Source organism: Marinobacter sp. F4206 (assembly GCF_019392195.1).
Classification (GTDB): Bacteria; Pseudomonadota; Gammaproteobacteria; order Pseudomonadales; family Oleiphilaceae; genus Marinobacter.
The window spans coordinates 1,932,460-1,952,430 of record NZ_JAHXKI010000002.1 but is presented as its reverse complement, the minus strand read 5'-3'; the positions used below and the strand labels follow the sequence as shown (position 1 = coordinate 1,952,430).

19 protein-coding genes are annotated in these 19,971 nt (G+C 61.3%); 8 read left to right on the top strand and 11 right to left on the bottom strand.

Features of this window, described 5'->3' with window-relative positions; translation table 11 throughout:
- The 3 genes from KZO34_RS11270 (at position 1) to KZO34_RS11260 (ending at position 2,568) form a co-directional block, all read left to right on the top strand.
- On the top strand, positions 1-546 hold the full coding sequence (locus KZO34_RS11270; RefSeq protein WP_219476458.1) for a TRAP transporter small permease subunit: 546 nt from the start codon (positions 1-3) through the stop codon (positions 544-546).
- Entirely contained in the window at positions 543-1,853 is a 1,311-nt protein-coding gene (locus tag KZO34_RS11265) for a TRAP transporter large permease (RefSeq protein WP_219476457.1), read from the top strand. Before KZO34_RS11270 ends, KZO34_RS11265 begins: the two co-directional genes overlap by 4 nt.
- A gap of 118 nt (positions 1,854-1,971) precedes the next feature.
- A complete protein-coding gene (locus KZO34_RS11260) occupies positions 1,972-2,568 on the top strand; it encodes a hypothetical protein (protein WP_257900261.1) in 597 nt (198 codons plus the stop codon).
- Between the two features lie 67 nt (positions 2,569-2,635).
- Here KZO34_RS11260 and KZO34_RS11255 read toward each other — a convergent pair whose 3' ends face one another.
- The 3 genes from KZO34_RS11255 to KZO34_RS11245 all read right to left on the bottom strand — a co-directional run bounded on the left by KZO34_RS11255 (position 2,636) and on the right by KZO34_RS11245 (position 6,795).
- A complete protein-coding gene (locus tag KZO34_RS11255) occupies positions 2,636-4,033 on the bottom strand; it encodes a sodium-dependent transporter (protein WP_219476456.1) in 1,398 nt (465 codons plus the stop codon).
- A gap of 166 nt (positions 4,034-4,199) precedes the next feature.
- On the bottom strand, positions 4,200-5,774 hold the full coding sequence (locus KZO34_RS11250; protein WP_219476455.1) for a methyl-accepting chemotaxis protein: 1,575 nt from the start codon (positions 5,772-5,774) through the stop codon (positions 4,200-4,202).
- A gap of 148 nt (positions 5,775-5,922) precedes the next feature.
- The gene (locus KZO34_RS11245) at positions 5,923-6,795 is read right to left on the bottom strand and encodes a carboxylate/amino acid/amine transporter (RefSeq protein ID WP_219476454.1); all 873 of its coding nucleotides are present in this window, start codon (positions 6,793-6,795) and stop codon (positions 5,923-5,925) included.
- 189 nt (positions 6,796-6,984) lie between these two features.
- Between KZO34_RS11245 and KZO34_RS11240 the strand changes: the two genes are divergently transcribed.
- Positions 6,985-8,382 (top strand): MATE family efflux transporter, encoded by a 1,398-nt coding sequence (locus KZO34_RS11240; RefSeq protein WP_219476453.1) that lies wholly within the window; start codon positions 6,985-6,987, stop codon positions 8,380-8,382.
- Here the strand turns inward: KZO34_RS11240 and KZO34_RS11235 are convergent.
- Positions 8,312-9,340, bottom strand: coding sequence for a GGDEF domain-containing protein (locus KZO34_RS11235; protein WP_219476452.1), 1,029 nt, complete (start codon positions 9,338-9,340; stop codon positions 8,312-8,314). The genes KZO34_RS11240 and KZO34_RS11235 overlap by 71 nt on opposite strands.
- A 264-nt stretch (positions 9,341-9,604) precedes the next feature.
- Here KZO34_RS11235 and KZO34_RS11230 point away from each other — a divergent pair, with 264 nt between their 5' ends.
- Positions 9,605-10,729: an HD-GYP domain-containing protein gene (locus tag KZO34_RS11230; protein WP_219476451.1), complete on the top strand. Its 1,125-nt coding sequence runs from the start codon at positions 9,605-9,607 to the stop codon at positions 10,727-10,729.
- Positions 10,730-10,747: 18 nt separating this feature from the next.
- Here the strand turns inward: KZO34_RS11230 and fghA are convergent, their stop codons facing one another.
- Positions 10,748-11,593: an S-formylglutathione hydrolase gene (fghA, locus tag KZO34_RS11225; protein ID WP_219476449.1), complete on the bottom strand. Its 846-nt coding sequence runs from the start codon at positions 11,591-11,593 to the stop codon at positions 10,748-10,750.
- Between the two features lie 29 nt (positions 11,594-11,622).
- Positions 11,623-12,054 (bottom strand): CBS domain-containing protein, encoded by a 432-nt coding sequence (locus KZO34_RS11220; RefSeq protein ID WP_219476447.1) that lies wholly within the window; start codon positions 12,052-12,054, stop codon positions 11,623-11,625.
- A 188-nt stretch (positions 12,055-12,242) separates the two neighbouring features.
- Here KZO34_RS11220 and KZO34_RS11215 point away from each other — a divergent pair, with 188 nt between their 5' ends.
- Together KZO34_RS11215 and KZO34_RS11210 are read left to right on the top strand one after the other, a co-directional pair.
- Positions 12,243-13,607 carry an alanine/glycine:cation symporter family protein gene (locus KZO34_RS11215; RefSeq protein ID WP_219476446.1) on the top strand — a complete coding sequence of 455 codons (1,365 nt, stop codon included), beginning with the start codon at positions 12,243-12,245 and terminating at the stop codon, positions 13,605-13,607.
- A 118-nt stretch (positions 13,608-13,725) separates the two neighbouring features.
- Complete coding sequence (locus KZO34_RS11210) at positions 13,726-14,379, top strand: peroxiredoxin (RefSeq protein WP_219476444.1); 654 nt, start codon at positions 13,726-13,728, stop codon at positions 14,377-14,379.
- A gap of 94 nt (positions 14,380-14,473) precedes the next feature.
- On the opposite strand, the gene KZO34_RS11205 is transcribed toward KZO34_RS11210, so the two are convergent.
- Genes KZO34_RS11205 through KZO34_RS11195 form a run of 3 tightly spaced genes read right to left on the bottom strand, consistent with a single transcriptional unit; the run spans position 14,474 to position 16,967 of the window.
- A complete protein-coding gene (locus tag KZO34_RS11205; RefSeq protein ID WP_219476442.1) occupies positions 14,474-15,262 on the bottom strand; it encodes a MetQ/NlpA family ABC transporter substrate-binding protein in 789 nt (262 codons plus the stop codon).
- A gap of 20 nt (positions 15,263-15,282) precedes the next feature.
- Positions 15,283-15,960, bottom strand: a complete 678-nt coding sequence (locus KZO34_RS11200; RefSeq protein ID WP_219476441.1) for a methionine ABC transporter permease — start codon at positions 15,958-15,960, stop codon at positions 15,283-15,285.
- Positions 15,960-16,967: a methionine ABC transporter ATP-binding protein gene (locus tag KZO34_RS11195; protein WP_219476440.1), complete on the bottom strand. Its 1,008-nt coding sequence runs from the start codon at positions 16,965-16,967 to the stop codon at positions 15,960-15,962. Before KZO34_RS11195 ends, KZO34_RS11200 begins: the two co-directional genes overlap by 1 nt.
- 201 nt (positions 16,968-17,168) lie before the next feature.
- On the opposite strand from KZO34_RS11195, the gene KZO34_RS11190 reads away from it, so the two are divergent.
- Entirely contained in the window at positions 17,169-18,590 is a 1,422-nt protein-coding gene (locus KZO34_RS11190) for an HDOD domain-containing protein (RefSeq protein WP_308318806.1), read from the top strand.
- Positions 18,591-18,597: 7 nt separating this feature from the next.
- Here KZO34_RS11190 and KZO34_RS11185 read toward each other — a convergent pair whose 3' ends face one another.
- Together KZO34_RS11185 and KZO34_RS11180 are read right to left on the bottom strand one after the other, a co-directional pair.
- Entirely contained in the window at positions 18,598-19,278 is a 681-nt protein-coding gene (locus KZO34_RS11185) for an anti-sigma factor (RefSeq protein WP_219476439.1), read from the bottom strand.
- Complete coding sequence (locus KZO34_RS11180) at positions 19,275-19,832, bottom strand: sigma-70 family RNA polymerase sigma factor (RefSeq protein WP_219476438.1); 558 nt, start codon at positions 19,830-19,832, stop codon at positions 19,275-19,277. The genes KZO34_RS11185 and KZO34_RS11180 overlap by 4 nt, the downstream gene beginning before the upstream one ends.
- Positions 19,833-19,971 lie beyond the last annotated feature (139 nt).

The following is a 19,971-nucleotide window of genomic DNA, read 5'->3' as shown; positions in this document are numbered from 1 at the left end:
ATGGGTGTGTTGAGCGCATTCATGAGAGGGGTCACCCGTCTCAATGATTTCGTCGGGCGATGGATAGCCCTCCTTATTTTCGCCATGTTCGTGTTTCTGTTGCTGGAGGTCGGCTTCCGCTACCTGCTCAACTCACCCACGGTCTGGACCAACGAGCTGACCCAGATGCTGTTCGGAATTTACGCCGTCATGTCCGGCGGCTACATCATGGCCCATCGCGGGCACGTGAATGTCGACCTGCTGCATTCCCATCTGGCGCCGCGCAAGCGGGCGGTTCTGGATATTTTCACCTCGCTGGTGTTCTTCATCTTCACCCTGGCCCTGCTGTGGTTCGGGATCGATATGGCCCAGGAATCCATGTCCAGTTGGGAAAGCAGCTACTCGGCCTGGAACCCGCCGATCTGGCCGGTGAAGCTTGCCATTCCCCTGGGCACCGGTCTGCTGGTCCTGCAGGGTCTGGTCAAGCTGCTGGAAGATATTGCCGTGGCCTTTAACCTGGATTACTACACGCCGGAAGAGGGCGAGTCCGAAGGAGAACAGCTGTGAGTATTGAAGTCCTGACCCTGCTGTTCTTCGGCGCCCTGCTGTTTTTCCTGCTGCTGGGCCTGCCGCTGGCGTTCGTACTCGGCGGCGTCTCCGTGGTGTTCCTGTATTTCACCTGGGGCTTCGACTCCTTCTACATGGTTGCCTCCCAGATCTGGGGCACCATGGGCAGCTTTACCCTGGTGGCAATCCCGCTGTTCGTGTTCATGGCCATGGTGCTGGAACGCACGGGGGTCGCCCGGGACCTGTATCGTATGATGCACCTCTGGTGCGGCGGCCTCCGGGGCGGCCTTGCCCTGGGCACCCTGATCATCTGCGCGGTTTTTGCCGCCATGGTGGGGATCAGTGGCGCCGCCGTCGTGGCCATGGGGACCATCGCCCTGCCGTCCATGCTGGAGCGGGGTTATGACAAGAGCATGGCCCTGGGCGTGATCAACACGGGCGGTGGCTGGGGCATCCTGATCCCGCCCAGCATCCTGATGATCCTGTACGCCCTGATCACCGGCGTATCGGTCGGCCAGATGTTCGCCGCCGGCATCATGCCCGGCATATTGCTGATGGTACTCACCGCCATCTACATCCTGGTGCGCAGCCACCTGCAGCCGGAGCTGGCTCCCGCACTGCCGGAAGAGGAGCGCGCCAGCTGGCCGGAGAAGTTGCGCGCCTTGCGGGCGGTGCTGTTGCCCATTGGCGTGGTGGTCATGGTCCTTGGCTCCATCATCGGGGGCATCACCACACCGACCGAAGCGGCCGCCATGGGCGTACTCGGGGCGCTGATCTCAGCCGCGGTCTATCGCCAGTTCAAGTGGAGCGTATTGCAGGAGGCGGCCATCCGCACCTTCAAGCTCACGGGCATGATCATGTGGATTCTGTTCGCCGCGCACGCCTTCAGCGCCGCGTATCAAAGCATGGGCGCGCAGGAACTGATTGAAAGCATGATGAACATGATCCCGGGTGGACCCTGGGGCATCATTATCGCGATGATGGTGATCGTGTTCCTGCTGGCCATGGTCCTGGACCCGGTCGGCATCATGCTGATCACCCTGCCGGTGTTCATGCCCATCGTGGAAAGCCTGGGCTTTGATCCGATCTGGTTCGGCATCCTGTTCGTGATCAACATGGAAATCGGCTACATGACCCCGCCCTTCGGATTCAACCTGTTTTACCTGAAGGGCATCGTCCCGCCGGGCATCACCATGACCGACATCTACAAGTCGATCATTCCGTTCGTCATTGTCGAGATCGTCGGGCTTGGACTGATCATGGTGTTCCCGGAAATCGCCACCTGGTTACCAGATCTGTTCTTCTGATCGCTGGATTCTGCCACCCCGGATACCTGCGGGTGGCAGATTGCCCATGTAGGGATTACTCTCAGGACACGGCCCCGGACTCAAGGAACCGGGGTCGACCAACAAGGAGAGTTCCCCCATGACCCACGCTTACCGTGCCCCCCGTTTCCCGCTGGCGACACTGCTCTTCCCTTTCCTGGTTGCCTTCCTGACGCTTGCGTCGCTGCCCGCGCAGGCCCGAGACCTGTCGGAACAGACCATCCGCGCGTTTGTTGACACCATGAAAGCCGCCGAGGATCTGGAACCGGATTTCGAAGCCCTTGGTGACGAGCTGGCGGCCGACGGGGAATCCGGGATGCCGGATTTTGCCCACATCTTTTCCGACACCCTGGCCAGGATGGAAGGCCAGCCTGCTTACCTACGCCTGGAGGACATCGCCCGGGAACATGGTTTCAGCGACCTCGAGGACTGGAGCAACACCGGGGATCGGATCTACAACGCATGGATGGCGATTGAGCTGGAGCAGCAAAACCCGGACGCCCAGCAGGAGATCACCTCGGCCCTGGTGGAAATCGAGAACAGCCCCCATCTGACCGAAGCCCAGAAAGCCCAGATGCGTGCCATGATGGAGAACGCCATGAACGCCATGGAGAGCGCCAAGGATGCGCCCCGAGAGGACATTGAAGCGGTCCGGCCCCATCTCGACATCCTGAGATTCTTCTCTCAGTCCCAGTAATCGACTGGCATAAAAAACCCGGCTCAGCAGGAGCCGGGTTTTCGGTCTGACGGGAGTCGCCGCCGGGTCAGGACATCAGGTTGTAGGCAAACACGATGACGACCGCAACCGGCGTGACGAAGCGGATCAGGTTATACCAGAGGCTGAACGCCCCTCCGTCCAGGGCCAGATCCAGTTTCAGGGATTCCTTCGCCACGAACCAGCCGACAAAGACCGCAGTCAGCAGACCCGACAGGGGCAGCATGATGTTGGCGGTGACATAGTCGAGCAGATCGAAAATGGTCTTGCCTTCAAAACGCTCGAACATTCCCAACGGCGCAAAATCCGACCAGATGTTGAGCGACAGAATCGAGGCAATGCCGAGCGACCAGCACAGAACGCCTACCAGAATGGCGCTGCCGGAACGGCCCAGCGTGGTTCTTTCTTCAACCCACTCAACCACGGGCTCCAGCAGGGAGATGCCGGACGTCCAGGCCGCAAACAGCAGCAGAACGAAGAACAGCGTGCCGAACAGTCCGCCCATGGGCATGTTGCCGAAGGCCAGCGGCAGGGTCTGGAAAATCAGGCCCGGACCGGCCCCGGCCTCAAGACCGTTGGCAAACACCACGGGGAAAATGGCCAGACCCGCCAGCAATGCAACCATCGTGTCCATGAGGGCAACACTGATCGCCGTGCGGGCAATGGAAACATCCCGGCCAAGGTAAGAGCCGTAGGCCATCATGATCGCCATACCCAGACTCAAGGTGAAGAAGGCATGGCCCAGGGCGATCAACACGCCACTGATCGACAGGGCGCCGAAATCCGGGGTGAACAGGAAGCTCACCGCTTCGCCGAAATGGCCGGTGGTGGTGGCATAGCCAACCGCGACCAGCAACAGAATGAACAGCGCCGGCATCAGGATGGTGGCGGCCCGCTCCAGGCCACCCTTGAGGCCCCGGGAGACCACCAGAACCACCAGTGTCATGAAGATGGTGTGCCAGATCAGCAGCTGTCCGGGACTCGCCAGCAAACCGCCGAACAGGTCGCCGATGGACTCCGCGGTACCGCCGGTGAAGTCGCCCATCGCCGCATGTTCGATGTAGGACGCCGACCAGCCGCCGATGACCGAGTAGAACGACAGAATGACGAAGGCGGCGATCATCCCGACAATGGCCGATGCCCGCCACATTGGCGACTTCAGGTTGCGCTCTGCCACCAGCCGCATACTGGTGATGGGGTTATGTCGACCGTTCCGGCCGATGAAGACTTCCGCCATCATGATCGGGATACCGATCACGGCAATGCACAGCAGGTACACCAGCACGAACGCACCACCACCGTTCTCGCCGGTTACATAGGGGAACTTCCAGATATTACCGAGACCGACGGCAGAACCGGTCGCGGCCAGGATGAAGGCCAACCGGGATGACCAGAGACCGCGAGAAGCCGCTGCGCCATTGCCCGAAGCCGAATTGGACTGAGTCATGATTGCTTCCTGTGCGTGTGGCTGAGGAATAGAAAACGACGACGAAGGCCCGGACCTTGCCCGGACTGTTGGAGCGGGATTCTGCCAGCACTCGCGGCGCGATGCCAGCGTTGGCACGGCCTCGAACGGGACGCGTCCGAGGCCATGCCTGAGAGGGTGAAGCTAACTAGCTATTTTTGCTGATAAAGCGTGTCACCAGGTCCTTCAGACCCCGGGACATGCCACTGAGGTGATCGCTGCTTTGTCTGGCGGCATCAGCCTGTTCGTCGCTGTGATCGGCCAGTTCGGCAATGTTGGTGATCTGGCGATTGATCTCGTCCGACACCTGGCTCTGCTCTTCGAACGCCGCCGACATGCTGATGAAGCTGTCCGAAATGGTTTCAATGGAGGTGACAATATCGCGCAGGGAGCTTTCGGCGCCGCGAACCTTCTCCAGGCCTTCACCCGCAACCGCCTCACCGTCTTGGGTTGCCTGGACGGCGGAATCGACCTGATGACGGAAATCATCAATCACGTCCTGGATACGGGTCGTGGATTCACGGGTCCGGCGGGCGAGGGAGCGGACCTCGTCCGCCACCACGGCAAAGCCCCGGCCCTGCTCACCGGCCCGGGCCGCCTCGATCGCGGCATTCAGCGCCAGCAGGTTGGTCTGTTCCGCAATCTCGGAGATCAGGCTTGCCGCCTCACCGATACTGTTGGTGGACTCACCCAGCTTGCTGATGGTCTGGCCAATCCCGTTCACCCGGCTGACCAGTTGCTCAATGGCCACCAGCGCCTCAGCGCTGCGTTCGCTGCCCACACCCGCCAGGCGATTGGCTTCTTCTGCTTCCCGTGCATTGCTGGAGACCGATTCCGTGACCTCCTGTATGGAGGCGGTCATCTCGTTGATGGCAGAGGCGGTTTGGTCGGTTTCCGCTCGCTGGCGGGCAATGGCCGCGGCACCGTCACTGATGTAGCCATGGGAGGCCCGGGCCTGCTCGTACAGCAACTCCGCCTGATCGTCGATCCGGGCCAGCGCCGTCCGGATCCGCGCCTCCTCGCTCATCAGCACCAGGCCCAGCTGAGCAAACAATCCGCTTTCATCACTGTAGGTCCGCGCCACGACCGGGTCCCGGAAAGCATCGGGCCGGAGGTTCAGCAATCGGTTGAGTCGTCCGGTCGTGGAATTCAGGATCAGTCCGCCACCGAGCACATGCCCCGTCACCACGAGCGCCACCGCCAGCCAGGTCTGATCGAACCCGAGCGCGACCAGGCTCAGCACCAGGGACAACAGCATCGGCCAGCCGGATTTGAGCGCCGACACCACGCGGTGACCCGCACTCTGCACGGATTTACCGGCGGAGATCCGGCCGTACAGGGCCTCGGCTCGCGCCACCTGTTCCCGGGTCGGCTCGACCCGCACGGACTCGTAGCCGACCAGCTGGCCGTTTTCCCGGATCGGCGTCACGTAGGCGCTGACCCAGTAGTGATCACCGCTCTTGGCCCGGTTCTTGACCACGCCCATCCAGGCCTTGCCGGCCTTGAGATACTCCCACATACCCCGGAACACCGGTGCCGGCATATCGGGGTGGCGGATGATGTTGTGGGCCTGACCGATCAGTTCGTCTCTCGAGAACCCGCTGATTTCAACGAACTCCTCGTTGCAGTAGGTAATCACACCTTTCAGATCGGTGGTGGTGATCAGTCGCCCACCCTTGCGCATTCTGACTTCACGTTGGGTTACCGGGAGATTCTTGCGCATAAACTGGTTGCTCTCTGATTCAGGCCTGAAAACGAAACGTCGGACCGCGAGGAGCCGCGCCTGTGCCACCCATGGTAGTCGTCATGCACGATCCTGCAATCCGATCGGTATCGGCAACAACCGGTGAAACCTTAGTACGGGGAAATACTCACGCTGGCGCGACGAGACGGGCGCGGGGGTGGAAACGGGCATTGACCCACAGGGAAAAGGCGATCACGCCCCCGCCGATGGCCAGGCGCATGAGATCCGCATCCCGATTCCAGATCAGCAGGTTGACCAGCAAACCGGCCGGCACCAGGGCGTTGTTCATGATCGCCAGGGTACCGGCATCCACGTAACAGGCACCCCGGTTCCACAGGAACAGGCCGAGACCCGAGGCCGCGAGACCCAGCCAGGCCAGAATGCCCCATTGCAGGGAGGTGGACGGCAGGCGTTCGGCATTGCCGAAGATCAGGAACGAGGGCAACGCAATGAGCAGTGCCCCGAAAAAGAAATAGCCAAAGGTCCGGAACGCCGGCAGCTCAAGCGGGTAATGCCGCATGATGTGCTTATACCCCACCTGACCTGCGGCAAAGGTGAAGTTCGCAACCTGCAACAGCAGGAAACCAGTGATGAAATCCTCGCTGAGACCATCGTAGCGGATGATGCCCGCGCCCAGGGTCGCGATGCCCGCGGCCACCAATGCGACCGGTGAAAAGCGCCGGAACAGGGCATCATCAATCAGGGTCACATAAAGCGGGGTAAAGATGGTAAACAGCAGGACTTCCGGCACCGTCAGGTAGCTGAACGAACGGTACAGACACAGGTAGGTGATTCCGAACTGCAGCATGCCGGTCACCAGGATGCCCAGCTTCATGCCGGAGGGTACGCCACGCCAGCGGGTAAACGGCAGAAACACCAGGGCGCCCAGCAGGACCCGGCTGAGTACCGCGAAATCGCTGTCGACCTGACCGGCCAGAAACTCGCCGATCAGGCTGAACGAGAATGCCCACAGAACGGTAACAAAAACCAGTAATCCCATCGTGACTGCCACCCCTGAAAATCGAGGCGCGTACTTTAACCGTTTTGGCCGAAATTTTCAGGTAAGGAAGAGGACCAGACGCAAAAACCCCGATGCCCGCACCCGCCACGAATGAGTTACCATGCCTGCCCTGCTTGCTCTGGGCAGGAACCAACAACACCATGAACGGACACCCGGACCCGCCACGCTATGGACGAAACCCACCAGCCCCTACCGGAACCCCGCCAGCCGCTGGTGCGCCAGACCCTGGGTGAATGGCGGACCCTGGCGATCCTCGGCGGCCCCATCCTGATTGCCCAGATTGCGCAAATGGCCAACGGCGTGATCGATACCGTCATGGCCGGCCATGCCAGCGCCGAGGACCTGGCAGCCGTCGGCATCGGCAGCAGTCTGTGGATGCCGCTGTTCCTGTTCTTTATGGGGCTGCTCGGCGCCCTGCAACCGATCATTTCCGGCTACAACGGTGCCCGGACGCCGGAGCGGATCATGCCGGCTACCTGGCAGGGCCTGTATCTGGCCGCTGCCGGATCGGTGGTGATGATCCTGCTGCTGACCCATGTGCACCCGGTTCTGGCCCGGCTGAACCTGGAACCCCATACCGCCGACATTACTCAGGGGTACCTCGACGCCTTTGCCTGGGGCGTGCCGGCCATGCTGATGATGACCGCCTTACGGGGGCTCACCGACGGGCTTGGACATACCCGGGTGATCATGGCCTTTTCCGTCCTCAGCACCCTGATCAACCTGCCGCTCAACTATATTTTCATCTACGGAAAGCTGGGCGTGCCGGCAATGGGCGGCGTTGGCTGCGGCTGGGCCACGTCCCTGTCCAACGGCGTGGCCGCCGTCGCACTGCTGGTGTACCTCAATCGCAGCGAGGCCTATCGTCGGTTCCATCTGCTCGCCGATTGGGTAAAACCGGACCTGGCCGGCCTGATCTATATCCTGAAGCTCGGCGTGCCCATCGGCTTCACCATCTTTGTCGAAGCCAGCATGTTCTCGGTCATTGCCCTGTTTCTGGCGCCGCTTGGTCCGGTGGTGGTGGCAGGCCACCAGATTGCCCTGAACGTGGTCTCACTACTGTTCATGCTACCTTTGAGCATTGGCATGGCGCTGACCCTGCGGGTGAGTTTTCTCATGGGCGCCGGCACACCCGACACCGCCCGGCTGATTTCCCGCAGCTCACTGATACTGGCAGCGGCCACGGCACTGGTCTTCGCCGTGCTGCTCTGGGTTTTCTCCGAGCAAATCGCAGCACTCTATACCAGTGAAGCCGAAGTGCAGCAGGTCACGATTCGGCTGCTGCTCTTTGCCGCCTTGTTCCAGATTGCGGACGTCATCCAGGTGACCTGCATCAGTGCCTTGCGGGGTTACAAGGACACCCGGATCCCGATGTTCATCATGCTGTTTTCGTTCTGGGGCGTGGGTCTGCCGCTGGGTTATCTGCTGACCTTCACCGACGTGATCCGACCGGCCATGGGCGCGGCGGGCTTCTGGGTAGGGCTGACCGGCGGGCTTACGTCAGCGAGCATTCTTCTGGGCTGGCGGCTGTTTCGCTTTGCGCCGGTTCCAGATCCGCATAGATGATGCAGTCACGCCCCGAGGCCTTCGCCTCGTACAGAGCGGCGTCGGCCCGGGCCAGCCAACTGTCGACGGTCTCCCGGTAGGCAAGCTGGGCGACACCGAAGGACGCGGTGACCGGACCACCCGGGTGCTTCAGGTGTTTACGGAGGATCTGCTGCAGGTTGGTCAGTACCGTTGTCAGCCCGGCGTCGCGGGTGCCAGGCAACAGCAGCACGAACTCCTCGCCACCGTATCGGAACAGACGGTCGGTTCGCCGGGTGTGCTGCTGAATCAGCGCCACCATCTCCACCAGCACATTGTCGCCGACCCCGTGGCCATACTCGTCATTAATGGCCTTGAACCGATCCAGGTCGAGCAGGGCAATGGCACAGGCCTGGCCACTGCGATTGGCGCTGGCCACCGCCAGAGCCAGCTCCTGGTCCATGGAACGACGGTTCAGGACCCCGGTGAGCGGATCAATCGTCGCCAGATGCTCCAGCCGTTCACGCTGGCTTTCGTTCCGGTAGGCAAAGACGTAGGCGCAGGCACTGACGACGACCGCACCGGCGGCGAAAGACCACATCTGGACCAGGGACCGGAAGATATCGACCTGGACCATCAGGGCAAGGATGGCGCCCATGTTGATCACGATGGCAAGACGGGGCCGCGCCAGGAAGAAACTGGTGACCAGGCAGGGGAACACCCAGAACAGTCCGGGCTCTCCGGTCACGGCACCCACCACAACCGCACTGGAAGACGTCGTTACCGCGAGGAACAGGCCACTGCGTTCAGTGCGGCCGGTCAGCCAGGCATGGGTCACACTGGCGACAATCCCGACCAGGATGGTGACATCGACCACTGCCGCCAGAAGATTGCCCTGAACGAATCGAAATATCGCAAACGGCGTGATACCCAGAATGGCACTGGCACCGAGCAGCGTAATAATCGACAGGCGGAAATCCGTCTTGAGGCGGTAGAACATCTGGGGTGTGAACCGACGATAGAGTTATTTAGTGCGGTAGCATAGCTCAAGGCTTGCAAAGGTTCGCCATACCACCACCAGATTTTACAAATCCGTGACGCACCGTCACAAAACGTGAAAGAACACTCATTCCTTGAATCCGGCCCCACTTCCACACTGTCAAATCGGGTAAAAGAAGCCCACGGCATCAAGGAGATATGGAGGCCGGAGCCTGTTCGGGGGTACACTTGTACCCTGTTACATCCGTCATCAGGACACCCGATCGTGCGCAACCTTGTCCGAATCGCCCCTGGCGCCCTCGAGCTGGGCCGCCCCCTGCCGTGGAACGTTTACGATGCCGACGGCAACGTACTGCTGCGCCAGGGTTACGTGATTCAGACCAACTCCCAGCTGGAACAGCTGTTCGAGCGCGGTCGGTTCAAACCACGCAAGATCGAGCGGCCGCAGGAGGAGATTTTCGAGGATACTCGCGAACGCAATCCTTTCGCGGACTACCCGGATCTGCTCCAGGCCCTGGAAACCACGCTGGACGCCATCACCGAGACGGACCCCTCGGCCCAGAAGCGGTTGATGGGGCTGACCCGGATGGTAGAGCGAACCTGCACCGAGGCGCCCGACGCCAGTCTGGCACTGATCCACCTGTATTCCATTGGCCCGACCATCCTCGAACAGACGCTGTTCTATGCCATTCTCAGCCAGTTCATCGGGCGCCAGTTCGGGCTGGAGGAAAAGCGTCTCAGCGTCCTCACCGGAGCGGCCCTGACCGCCAATCTGGCGCTGGTGCCGGTAGCCGATCAACTTAATGCCTCCAACAAGGTGTTGACGGACGACCAGCGGAGCGTGATCCGCAAGCATCCGTTACGCAGCATTCAGGCTCTGCAAGCGGCCGGCATCGACAATCCGCTGATGACCACGATCATCGCCCAGCACCACGAACAGGCGGATGGCACCGGCTATCCGCTGGGGCTCAGTGGCACCGATATACGCCCGGAAGCTGAAATCCTGGCGCTGTCCGAACGGTATGTGGCCATGATCACCAAGCGGGCCTACCGCGCCCGCATGAACGTGGCCGATGCCCGTCGCTTGATCGCCACGCTTGCAGACGGCAAGTTCCGCCCGGCCATTCCCAAGGCGCTGCTCCAGGTGCTGGGGGACTACCCGCCCGGCATCCTGGTGCGGCTCGACAACAACGAAGTAGGGGTGGTGACCGGCCGCCCGGTCCGGGCCCGCGGGCCGTTCGTGAAGGCCATCTTCGGGCCCCGGGGCAATCGCTACAACGGCACTTTTGAGCGGGATACCAGCGTACTGGAGTTCAACATCCGGGCCCTGGAAGAACCCGAAATCATGCCCTCCATGGATTTCAGCCGGATCTGGGGGTTCGGGTCCTGAGCCCGGACCGGGCCCCGCTCAGCGAAGCCCGAGTGCCTGGGCGTGGTACACGAGGTGATCGTCAATAAATGAGGCGATAAAGAAATAACTGTGGTCATAGCCCCGGTGCATGCGCAGGTTAATGTGGTGGTGGAAGGTCTCGCAGGCCTCCGCCAGGGCATCCGGATTCAGTTGGGTGTCGAGGAATTCATCGGCTGTGCCCTGGTCAATCAGCAGGGGCAACCGTTCCCGCGCGGTCGGAATCAATAGCGTGGCGTCCCATTCCTCCCAGGCCCGGACATCCTCTCCCAGATAACCCGTGAACGCTTTCTGGCCCCAGGGGCACTCGGTCGGGTTGGCAATCGGGGCGAAGGCTGACACCGAGGCATAGCGACCCGGATTTTTCAGCGCGGCGATGAGGGCGCCATGCCCCCCCATCGAATGACCGCTCACCGAACGCTGATCGGTCAACGGCAGTTCGCTCTCAACCAGCTGCGGCAACTCTTTCACCACATAATCGTACATCCGGTAATGCGGAGCCCAGGGTTGCTGGGTGGCATTGATGTAGAACCCGGCGCCGGTCCCGAAATCGTATTCGTCATCTTCACCCGGAAGGCCCAGGCCCCGGGGGCTGGTGTCCGGACAGACAATGGCCAGGCCCAGCTCCGCCGCCCGCTTCATGGCCCCGGCTTTCTGCATGAAGTTCTGGTCGGTGCACGTCAGCCCCGACAACCAGTACAACACCGGTACTTTGCGCGGCTGCCTGGCCACGGCCCCCGAGGGAAGAAAGACGGCAAATTCCATATCGCACTCCAGAGTCGCGGAGTGGTGCCGGTACCGTCGGTGCTCGCCGTCGAAACACAGGTTTGTGGATAGGAGTTCCATAACATCCTCGCCTTGGGAAAAGGGTGGTCTCAGTCGTCGGCGTTGGCGTATTTTGGCAACTCAATCCCGCAGCCGGCCCGGGCCAGTTCGGCCAGGATGGCAGTGCGTGTAACAATGCCAATCAGTTTTCCATGGTCAACGACCGGATACACTTTGGGTTTGCTTGCCCCGAGATTCTGGGCGAGGTCCACCACCGCCATCTCCGGCGAAATCGTCACCGGTTCCCGAAACATCACATCGTCCACGATGGGATCGCCCTCGCAATGGTAACTGCTGACCAGCAGGGCATGAATGCAATCCTGCTCCGACACAAAGCCCAGAACGCGGCGCTGATCATCGACAACGGGCAACCCGGTGACGTGATTCTGCAGCAATGACTTCACCACACGGGTCAACGGCGTACCACATCGAATGGGCTCAATGTGGTTCGACATGACATCAGAGACTTTCAATGAGCGCATGGGCAGGCCTCCTCCCGCTAAATCCGGTTGCGCTGGCCCCAAACGGAACCTCTGTCTATAACCATAGGCAATGCACCACAGAAAGGAAAACAGAAAACGCGGTGAACCGTTTACAGATCAAAATAATTGCTTAGACTCATACGGTTACGCCCCAAAAGGGCTCCAACTGCTCACTACGGGAGATCCCCATGGAAGCCATTTCATCATTCGTCGGACAGATCAATTCACTGGTGTGGGGGCCACCCATGCTGGTTCTCATTCTCGGGGTCGGACTGTTTCTCAGTCTGGGGCTCCGGCTGATGCCAATTCTGAAACTGGGTGCCGGTTTCCGGTTGATGTGGCAGGGCCGCAAGGCTGCCGACGCCGAGTCCGCCGGTGAGATACCCCCGTTCCAGGCACTGATGACGGCCCTCTCGGCGACGGTGGGCACCGGCAACATTGCCGGCGTGGCCACCGCCGTGTTCCTGGGTGGACCCGGTGCCCTGCTGTGGATGTGGTTGACCGCTCTGGTCGGGATGGCGACGAAATACTCGGAGGCCGTGCTGGCGGTGCGTTTCCGGGAAGTGGATGAGCGTGGCGATCACGTCGGTGGTCCGATGTACTACATCCGCAACGGCCTGGGCAGTAAATGGGCCTGGCTGGGCGTCCTGTTTGCCGTGTTTGCCGCCGTTGCGGCTTTCGGTATCGGCAACACCGTGCAGGCGAACTCCGTCGCGGACGTGATGGAAGCCAGTTTCGAGGTACCGCACTGGGCCACCGGCCTGACCCTGATGGTACTTGTTGGTGCTGTACTGATCGGCGGTATCCGCCGGATCGGCCACGTTGCCAGTGCTCTGGTACCACTGATGGCCATTTCCTATCTGGCCGCCGGGCTGGTGGTTCTGGCCGTCAACGCGGCCGAAATTCCGGCCGCCCTGGGGCTGGTGTTCGAGCATGCCTTCAGCCCGATTGCTGCCGAGGGTGGTTTTGCCGGAGCGGCCGTCTGGGCCGCCATTCGTTTCGGGGTCGCCCGGGGCATTTTCTCCAACGAGGCCGGCCTCGGGTCAGCGCCCATCGCCCACGCCGCCGCCCAGACCAAAAACCCGATCAACCAGGGCATGGTGGCGATGCTGGGCACCTTTATCGACACCATCATCATCTGCACCATCACCGGGCTGGTAATCATCACCTCTGGCACCTGGACATCCGGGGTTTCTGGAGCCGAACTGACTTCCATGGCCTTTGCCGAGGCCCTGCCCGGTGTCGGCAATTACCTGGTCGCTATTGCCCTGGCGGTGTTCGCCTTCACCACCATCCTGGGCTGGTCGTTCTACGGCGAGCGCTGCATCGAGTTCCTGTTCGGCGTGAAGGCCATTGTGCCCTACCGTGTGGTCTGGATCCTTGCGATTCCGGTCGGCGCAACCCTGAACCTGGGTTTTGTCTGGCTGGTGGCCGACACCCTGAATGCGATGATGGCATTGCCCAACCTGATCGCCCTGCTGTTGCTCAGCCCGGTGGTGTTCAAGTTGACCCGGGAACACTTTGACCGGCAAAAAACCGCGGGCAACACCTAGCCCTTGTTTTCCGGTCCGACACAACCCACGTTTGTTGTATAGACTGAGGAAACGTGCCGGCGCACCCACCGCCGGCCAATGATAACTGCCGAACGTTGCAGGAAAAGGAGAGTAGCTTATGAGTTTACGTCTTGGAGATACCGCACCGGATTTCGAGCAGGATTCGAGTGAAGGCCGAATCTCGTTCTACGACTGGCTTGGCGATAGCTGGGGCATTCTGTTTTCGCACCCGGCCGATTTCACTCCGGTGTGCACCACTGAGCTGGGCCTGACCGCCAAACTCAAGGATGAATTCGCCAAACGCAACGTCAAGGCCCTTGCCCTGAGCGTGGATCCGGTCGACTCCCATAAGGAATGGATCAGGGACATTAACGAGACCCAGGGTTGCTCGGTCAATTTCCCGATCATCGCGGATCAGGATCGGAAAGTGTCTGAACTGTACGACATGATCCATCCCAATGCCGACAGCAGCCTCACCGTTCGCTCCCTGTTCGTGATCGACCCGAACAAGAAGGTGCGTCTGATCATCACTTACCCGGCCAGCACCGGGCGGAACTTCAACGAGGTCCTGCGGGTTGTCGATTCCCTGCAGCTTACTGACGACCACAAGGTCGCGACGCCCGGTAACTGGGAGCGCGGGGGTGATGTGGTGATTGTTCCGTCCCTGCAGGATGAGGACGAGATCAAGAAACGTTTCCCGCAGGGGTATAAGGCGGTTAAGTCCTACCTCCGGATGACCCCGGATCCGAAATCCAACTGGAGCGGCGACTGATCACCGGCGCCAATCCAGCCCACAAAAAAGGCCGGGCAGCTGAGCTGCCCGGCCTTTTTTAATCCTTCCGTCCGGCCCCATGGGCCGGCCCTGCTCAGAACGCCGGAACCACGGCGCCCTCATAATTCTCCTTGATGAACGCCCTGACCGCGTCGGACGTCAAAGCGTCAGACAGCTTCTGCATGGCCTCGCTGTCCTTGTTGTCCGGACGCGCAACCAGGATGTTCACATAGGGAGAATCGGAGCCCTCAATCACCAGCGCATCTTCGGTCGGGTTCAGACCGGCCTCCAGCGCGTAGTTGGTGTTGATCAGCGCAATGTCGACCTGGTTCAGAATCCGGGGCAGGGTCGCCGCTTCCAGTTCCTTGAAGTCCAGGCCCTTCGGATTCTCGGCAATGTCACGGGGTGTTGCCGTGATCTTGCTGGCATCCTTGAGCGTGATCAGGCCGGCTTTCTGGAGCAGCAGCAGGGCGCGACCGCCGTTGGTGGGGTCGTTCGGAATCGCGACGACCGCACCGTCTTCCAGTGCCTCGAGGGAATTGATCTTGCTGGAGTAGGCGCCGAACGGCTCAACATGAACCCCGGTTACCGTCACCAGATCGGTGCCGCGTCCGGCATTGAACTCATCCAGGTAGGGCTTGTGCTGGAAAAAGTTGGCGTCCATCCGCTTCTGGTCCACCTGGATGTTCGGCTGGACATAGTCGGTAAAGACCTTCACATCAAGCTCCACACCCTGCTCCGCCAGGGTCGGCTTCACAAACTCCAGGATTTCGGCGTGGGGAACCGGCGTCGCCGCCACCGACAGCTCCTCCGCAGAAACGGTTGCAGCGGCAGAAACGGTTGCAGCGGCAGCCAGCGCCACCAGGGATTTCTTGAGATTCATTCTACGTTCTCCTGTTTGAATTATTTACGGCTGAAATACAGCACCAGACGGTCACCGACCATCTGCAGCACCTGAACGAAAATCACCAACAACGCCACGGTAATAACCATGACATCGGTCTGGAATCGTTGATATCCGAAGCGAATGGCCAGATCACCCAGGCCACCGCCACCGATAACGCCGGACATGGCGGCGTAGGACACCAGGGTGATCGCGGTAACGGTGATCCCGGCAATGATGCCGGGCAGCGCCTCGGGCAGCAGAGCGCCGAAAATGATCTGCTTGACGCTCGCGCCCATGGCCTGAGTCGCTTCAATGATGCCGCGATCCACTTCCCGCAACGAGGTTTCCACCAGCCGGGCGAAGAACGGCGCACCGCCTGCCACCAGCGGTGGAATGGCACCCGCCACCCCCAGGGAGGTGCCGATCAGCATCACCGTGAACGGAATCATCACGATCAGCAGGATGATAAAGGGCACCGACCGCAGCACGTTCACCACAAACGACAACACGGCGTAGGCCACCGGCTGTTCCAGTAACTGGCGCTTGCCGAAAAGGAACAGCAGCACACCAACGGGCAGGCCGATCAGTACGCTGAACAGCAGGGACATGCCCACCATCACCAGGGTATCCCAGCTGGCCCAGCCAATTTCGCTCCAGTCTACGTTGCTCAGCAATCCATCCATCAAGGCTTCCATCAGCGCAGCACCTCCACGTGAACGTCGGCGGCCTCGAGAGCGCCCATGGCCACCTCCAGATCACCCCCGACCAGCGACAGGGTCAGCTGGCCGTAGGGGGTATCCTTGATGTGATCGATGCGGCCCGACAGGATGCTGAAATCCACGCCGGACTCCCGGGCGACGCTGCCCAGCAATGGTTTGTAGGTGGATTCACCTTTGAACGTCAGCCGCAGGATACGGCCGTCGGCCTTGCTCAGATCTTCCTGCAGCTCGTCCCGGTCAATGCTCTCGCTCTCGAACACGAAGTCCCGGGTGGTCGGATGCTTGGGGTGCAGGAACACCTCACTGACCGGCCCCATTTCAACCACCTCGCCGGCGTCCATCACCGCCACCCGGTCGCAGACCCGGCGAACCACATCCATCTCGTGAGTGATCAGCACAATGGTCAGGCCCAGCTCACGGTTGATATCCGCCAGCAGTTTCAGCACCGACTGGGTGGTTTGCGGATCCAGGGCGCTGGTGGCCTCGTCGCACAGCAGAATGGTGGGCCGACATGCCAAGGCCCGGGCAATCCCCACCCGCTGTTTCTGGCCGCCGGACAGCTGGGACGGGTACTTGTTGGCGTGATCGGTCAGGCTGACCCGCGCCAGTAGCTCCTGTACCCGGTTACGGATCTCGGATTTGGAGTAAATCCCCGCCAGTTTCATGGGAAAGGCGATGTTGTCCGCCACGGTCTTGGACGACAGCAGATTGAAGTGCTGGAAGATCATCCCGACCTTGCGCCGGAAGGCCCGCAACTCGGCGGCGTTGTAATGGGTGATGTTTTCGTCGTCGATCAGAATCCGGCCGCCAGTGGGCGGTTCCAGCAGGTTGATCAGACGCACCAGCGTGGATTTACCTGCGCCGGAATGGCCGACGATGCCGAACACCTCGCCGGTTTCAATGGTCATATCGGTGGGGTGCAGCGCGGGGATCGCCCGGCCACCTACCTGATACGACTTCTGTACCTGGTCAAATACAATCACGTTAGCGCCTTGTGGGTGCAGCGTTAAAACCGGCGATTATAGCCGATTCCCCTGGCAAACCCGAATCCGCAGGTGCCGATACCCGTGGGTAGTTGCCCTTACACAAACGGTTACCTGACACCGTATCGGACAGTGCACTAAACTGGGCCCTGAACACTAACGTCCATGCTCCCAGAAGCGCGCTGCCCTGAGGCCACCCAAGTGACCACCGAAAACGATACGAGCCCGTCCCGGATGACCTCGACCCAGGCCTGGATCACCTACCTGAGCAAAGTCGAACTGCCGGTACTGGCCAACACCCTCCGGCGCATCAACGAGCTGACCGACAGCCGCAACAGCACCGTGAACGAACTGGCCAACGTGATTCTCAACGATGCCCAGCTCACCTCCCAGGTGCTGCGACTGTCCAACACGGTGTTCTATAACCAGACCCGCACCCAGGTCAGCACCGTCAGCCGGGCCATCACCCTGATCGGCTTTGATGCCGTGAAATCCATGGCCATCTCCTCCCTGATCGTGGACGCTCTGTTGCAGCGCAATGACCGGCCGCACCTGTTGCGATGTCTGGCCCGGGCCATCCACGCCGCGGTTCAGGCCCGCTGCCTGATGCCGAAACGGAATGAAACGGCGCTGGAAGAAGTCTTTATCGGGGCCCTGCTGATGAACATCGGGGAGCTCGCGTTCTGGTCGTGCGAGACCGAACAGGCCACCGAACTGGAACAGCGGTTGCGCCTGGAAGAGCCGTCGGTAGACGCCCAGAAGGCCGTGCTGCACACGACCTTTACCGAGATTACCCGGGGTCTGGTGGAGGCCTGGTCACTCGGGCCGTTCATCAAGGACGTGGTGGCGCCCGGGCAGGCCAATTCCCCCAATGCCAGCCTGGTACGGCATTCGGTGGAAATGGCGCGACTGTCCGAGCAGGGCTGGCGTGGCGCCGACATGGACAGGGTGCTGGAAAAGCTGGGTGACGACATCGGCGAAAACCCGGCAACGGTTCGTGACCAGATCAAGGTCAATGCCACCGAGGCGGCCCGCGTCGCTGTCTCCCTGGGCATCCCTCAAGTCACGGCACTGATGCCCGGCAACCAGCAGGACGGCGAAAAGGCGGCGGCGAAGGCACCCGACATGGATGCGGAGCTGCAACTCCAGATTCTACGTGACCTGACCGAGAGCCTGGCCGAAAGGCCGGACATCAACGAAGTCTGCCAACTGGTGATTGAAGGCATTCATCGGGCCATCGGCATGCAGCGGGTGGCACTGCTAATGGGCGATCGCAGTGGGCGGGAACTGGTGCCACGGAAACTGAGCGGGCGCGGAACCGATGACTGGCGCGACCAGCTTACCATCCCGAGGGACGGTTCTGGCCCACTGGGCAGGCTGCTGCCTGACGACGGCTGTTTTATCTACCGGCCTGACGCGGATGTCGGCCAAACCGGCGATGACCGCTGGCTTGGCCGGGTTCCGGCGCTGGTGGGTCCACTCCGGGCCAACGGCCGCCTGGTGGGCCTGTTCTATGCCGACAATGCGGCCGGCGGATACACCCCGTCCGAGCAACAGCTGTCAGCGTTCGGACACTTCATCCAGAACGCCCAGCTGTGCCTGACCCTGATCGCGGCCAAGTAAGGCTGCGTCAGAGCTCGTAGAGCTTGGTCACGTGCAGAATCGGGCCGGTTGGTGCCCCGGTCGGAGACCCGCCTCTGGGCTCCAGGCTGATCGCCAGCGTCCGACTCTGCGACAGCGCCGTCCGGGCCTGATCGGTCAGTGTCACCTGATGCACGCCGCCGGCGGGAATCACCCCGAGCGAGAGCGGCTGACCGTTCTCCGGCACGATCCACAACTCGTAGTCCTTGCCCGCATCAGCGGCACTGGCGGCGACCGATCGCAATTTCAGCAAGTTGTCCTGCCCGGATTCGCTGACCAGCCAGAGCGGATCGCTGAGATCGGCCTGGACAATGGCGCCGGACAACTGGGGCGCGGGCCCAGGCTGCCGTACCAGCAATAACGCCAGCACAACGGCGACGGCCGTTGCCGCCAGGCTCCAGCCCGGCCACAGCCAGCTCAGTCCCTTATTGCTCCGGCCCGCGTGCGGCCAGAGCCGGCGCTCAATGGCGTGCCAGGTGGACCTGGGCGGGGTCACCGCCGGCACTTCGGAGGAAAGCTGGCCCAGCTTTTCTTCCCAGAACCAGACTTCCTGCCGGACCCGGGCCGATTCCATCATCCAGCGCTCGAACCGGGCCCGGGCCTGCCCCTTCAATGAACCCAGCACATATTCGGCGGCCAGGCTTTCGATACGTTCCGGTGTCTTTTTCATTGTTCCAGGCACCTCTTCAACGCCAGCAAACCACGCCGAATCCAGCTTTTCACCGTACCAATCGGCGAGCTCAGGGCCTGTGCCAGTTCCTCGTGGGTGAATCCCCGGTAGTACGACAACAGAATGCTATCCCGCTGAACGTCGGTGAGTTCCTCCAGACAGCCCGTCAGCTGGGCCGAGCCGGCGGTTCGCAAAGAATCATCGAGGGGACCGGCACGCTGGTCCTCAATGTGCTCAAGGTGATCATCGCCAGACGTCTGACGGACTTTCCGGGCCCGGATCAGGTCCAGGGTCCGGTAACGGGCAATGGTCATCATCCAGCCCATGGGCGTGCCACGGCCCTCGTGATACTCAGCGGCATGATGCCAGATCTGGATGAAAGCCTCCTGCAGGGCTTCTTCCGCCAGCTCCCGCTGGCCTGCCAATTTCACGCACAATCCGAACATGCGCGCCGCGATCTTCTCATACAGCTGCTCGAACGCCCTTCGGTCCTGGCGCGCTACCAAGAACAGTAAGCGCATCAGGTCCTCCTGATCGGTCTGGCCTGGATTCATAACATCTCCACTTATTATTGGCTTCTGTTCCCATACGCTCCAACCTGGCATCGGGATGCGAGGTCTGACCATTACCGGGTGTTGCCTGAGTGCCACCAACGGCTATGCATCCAGCCACCGGGAAGCACCCTTCATCACC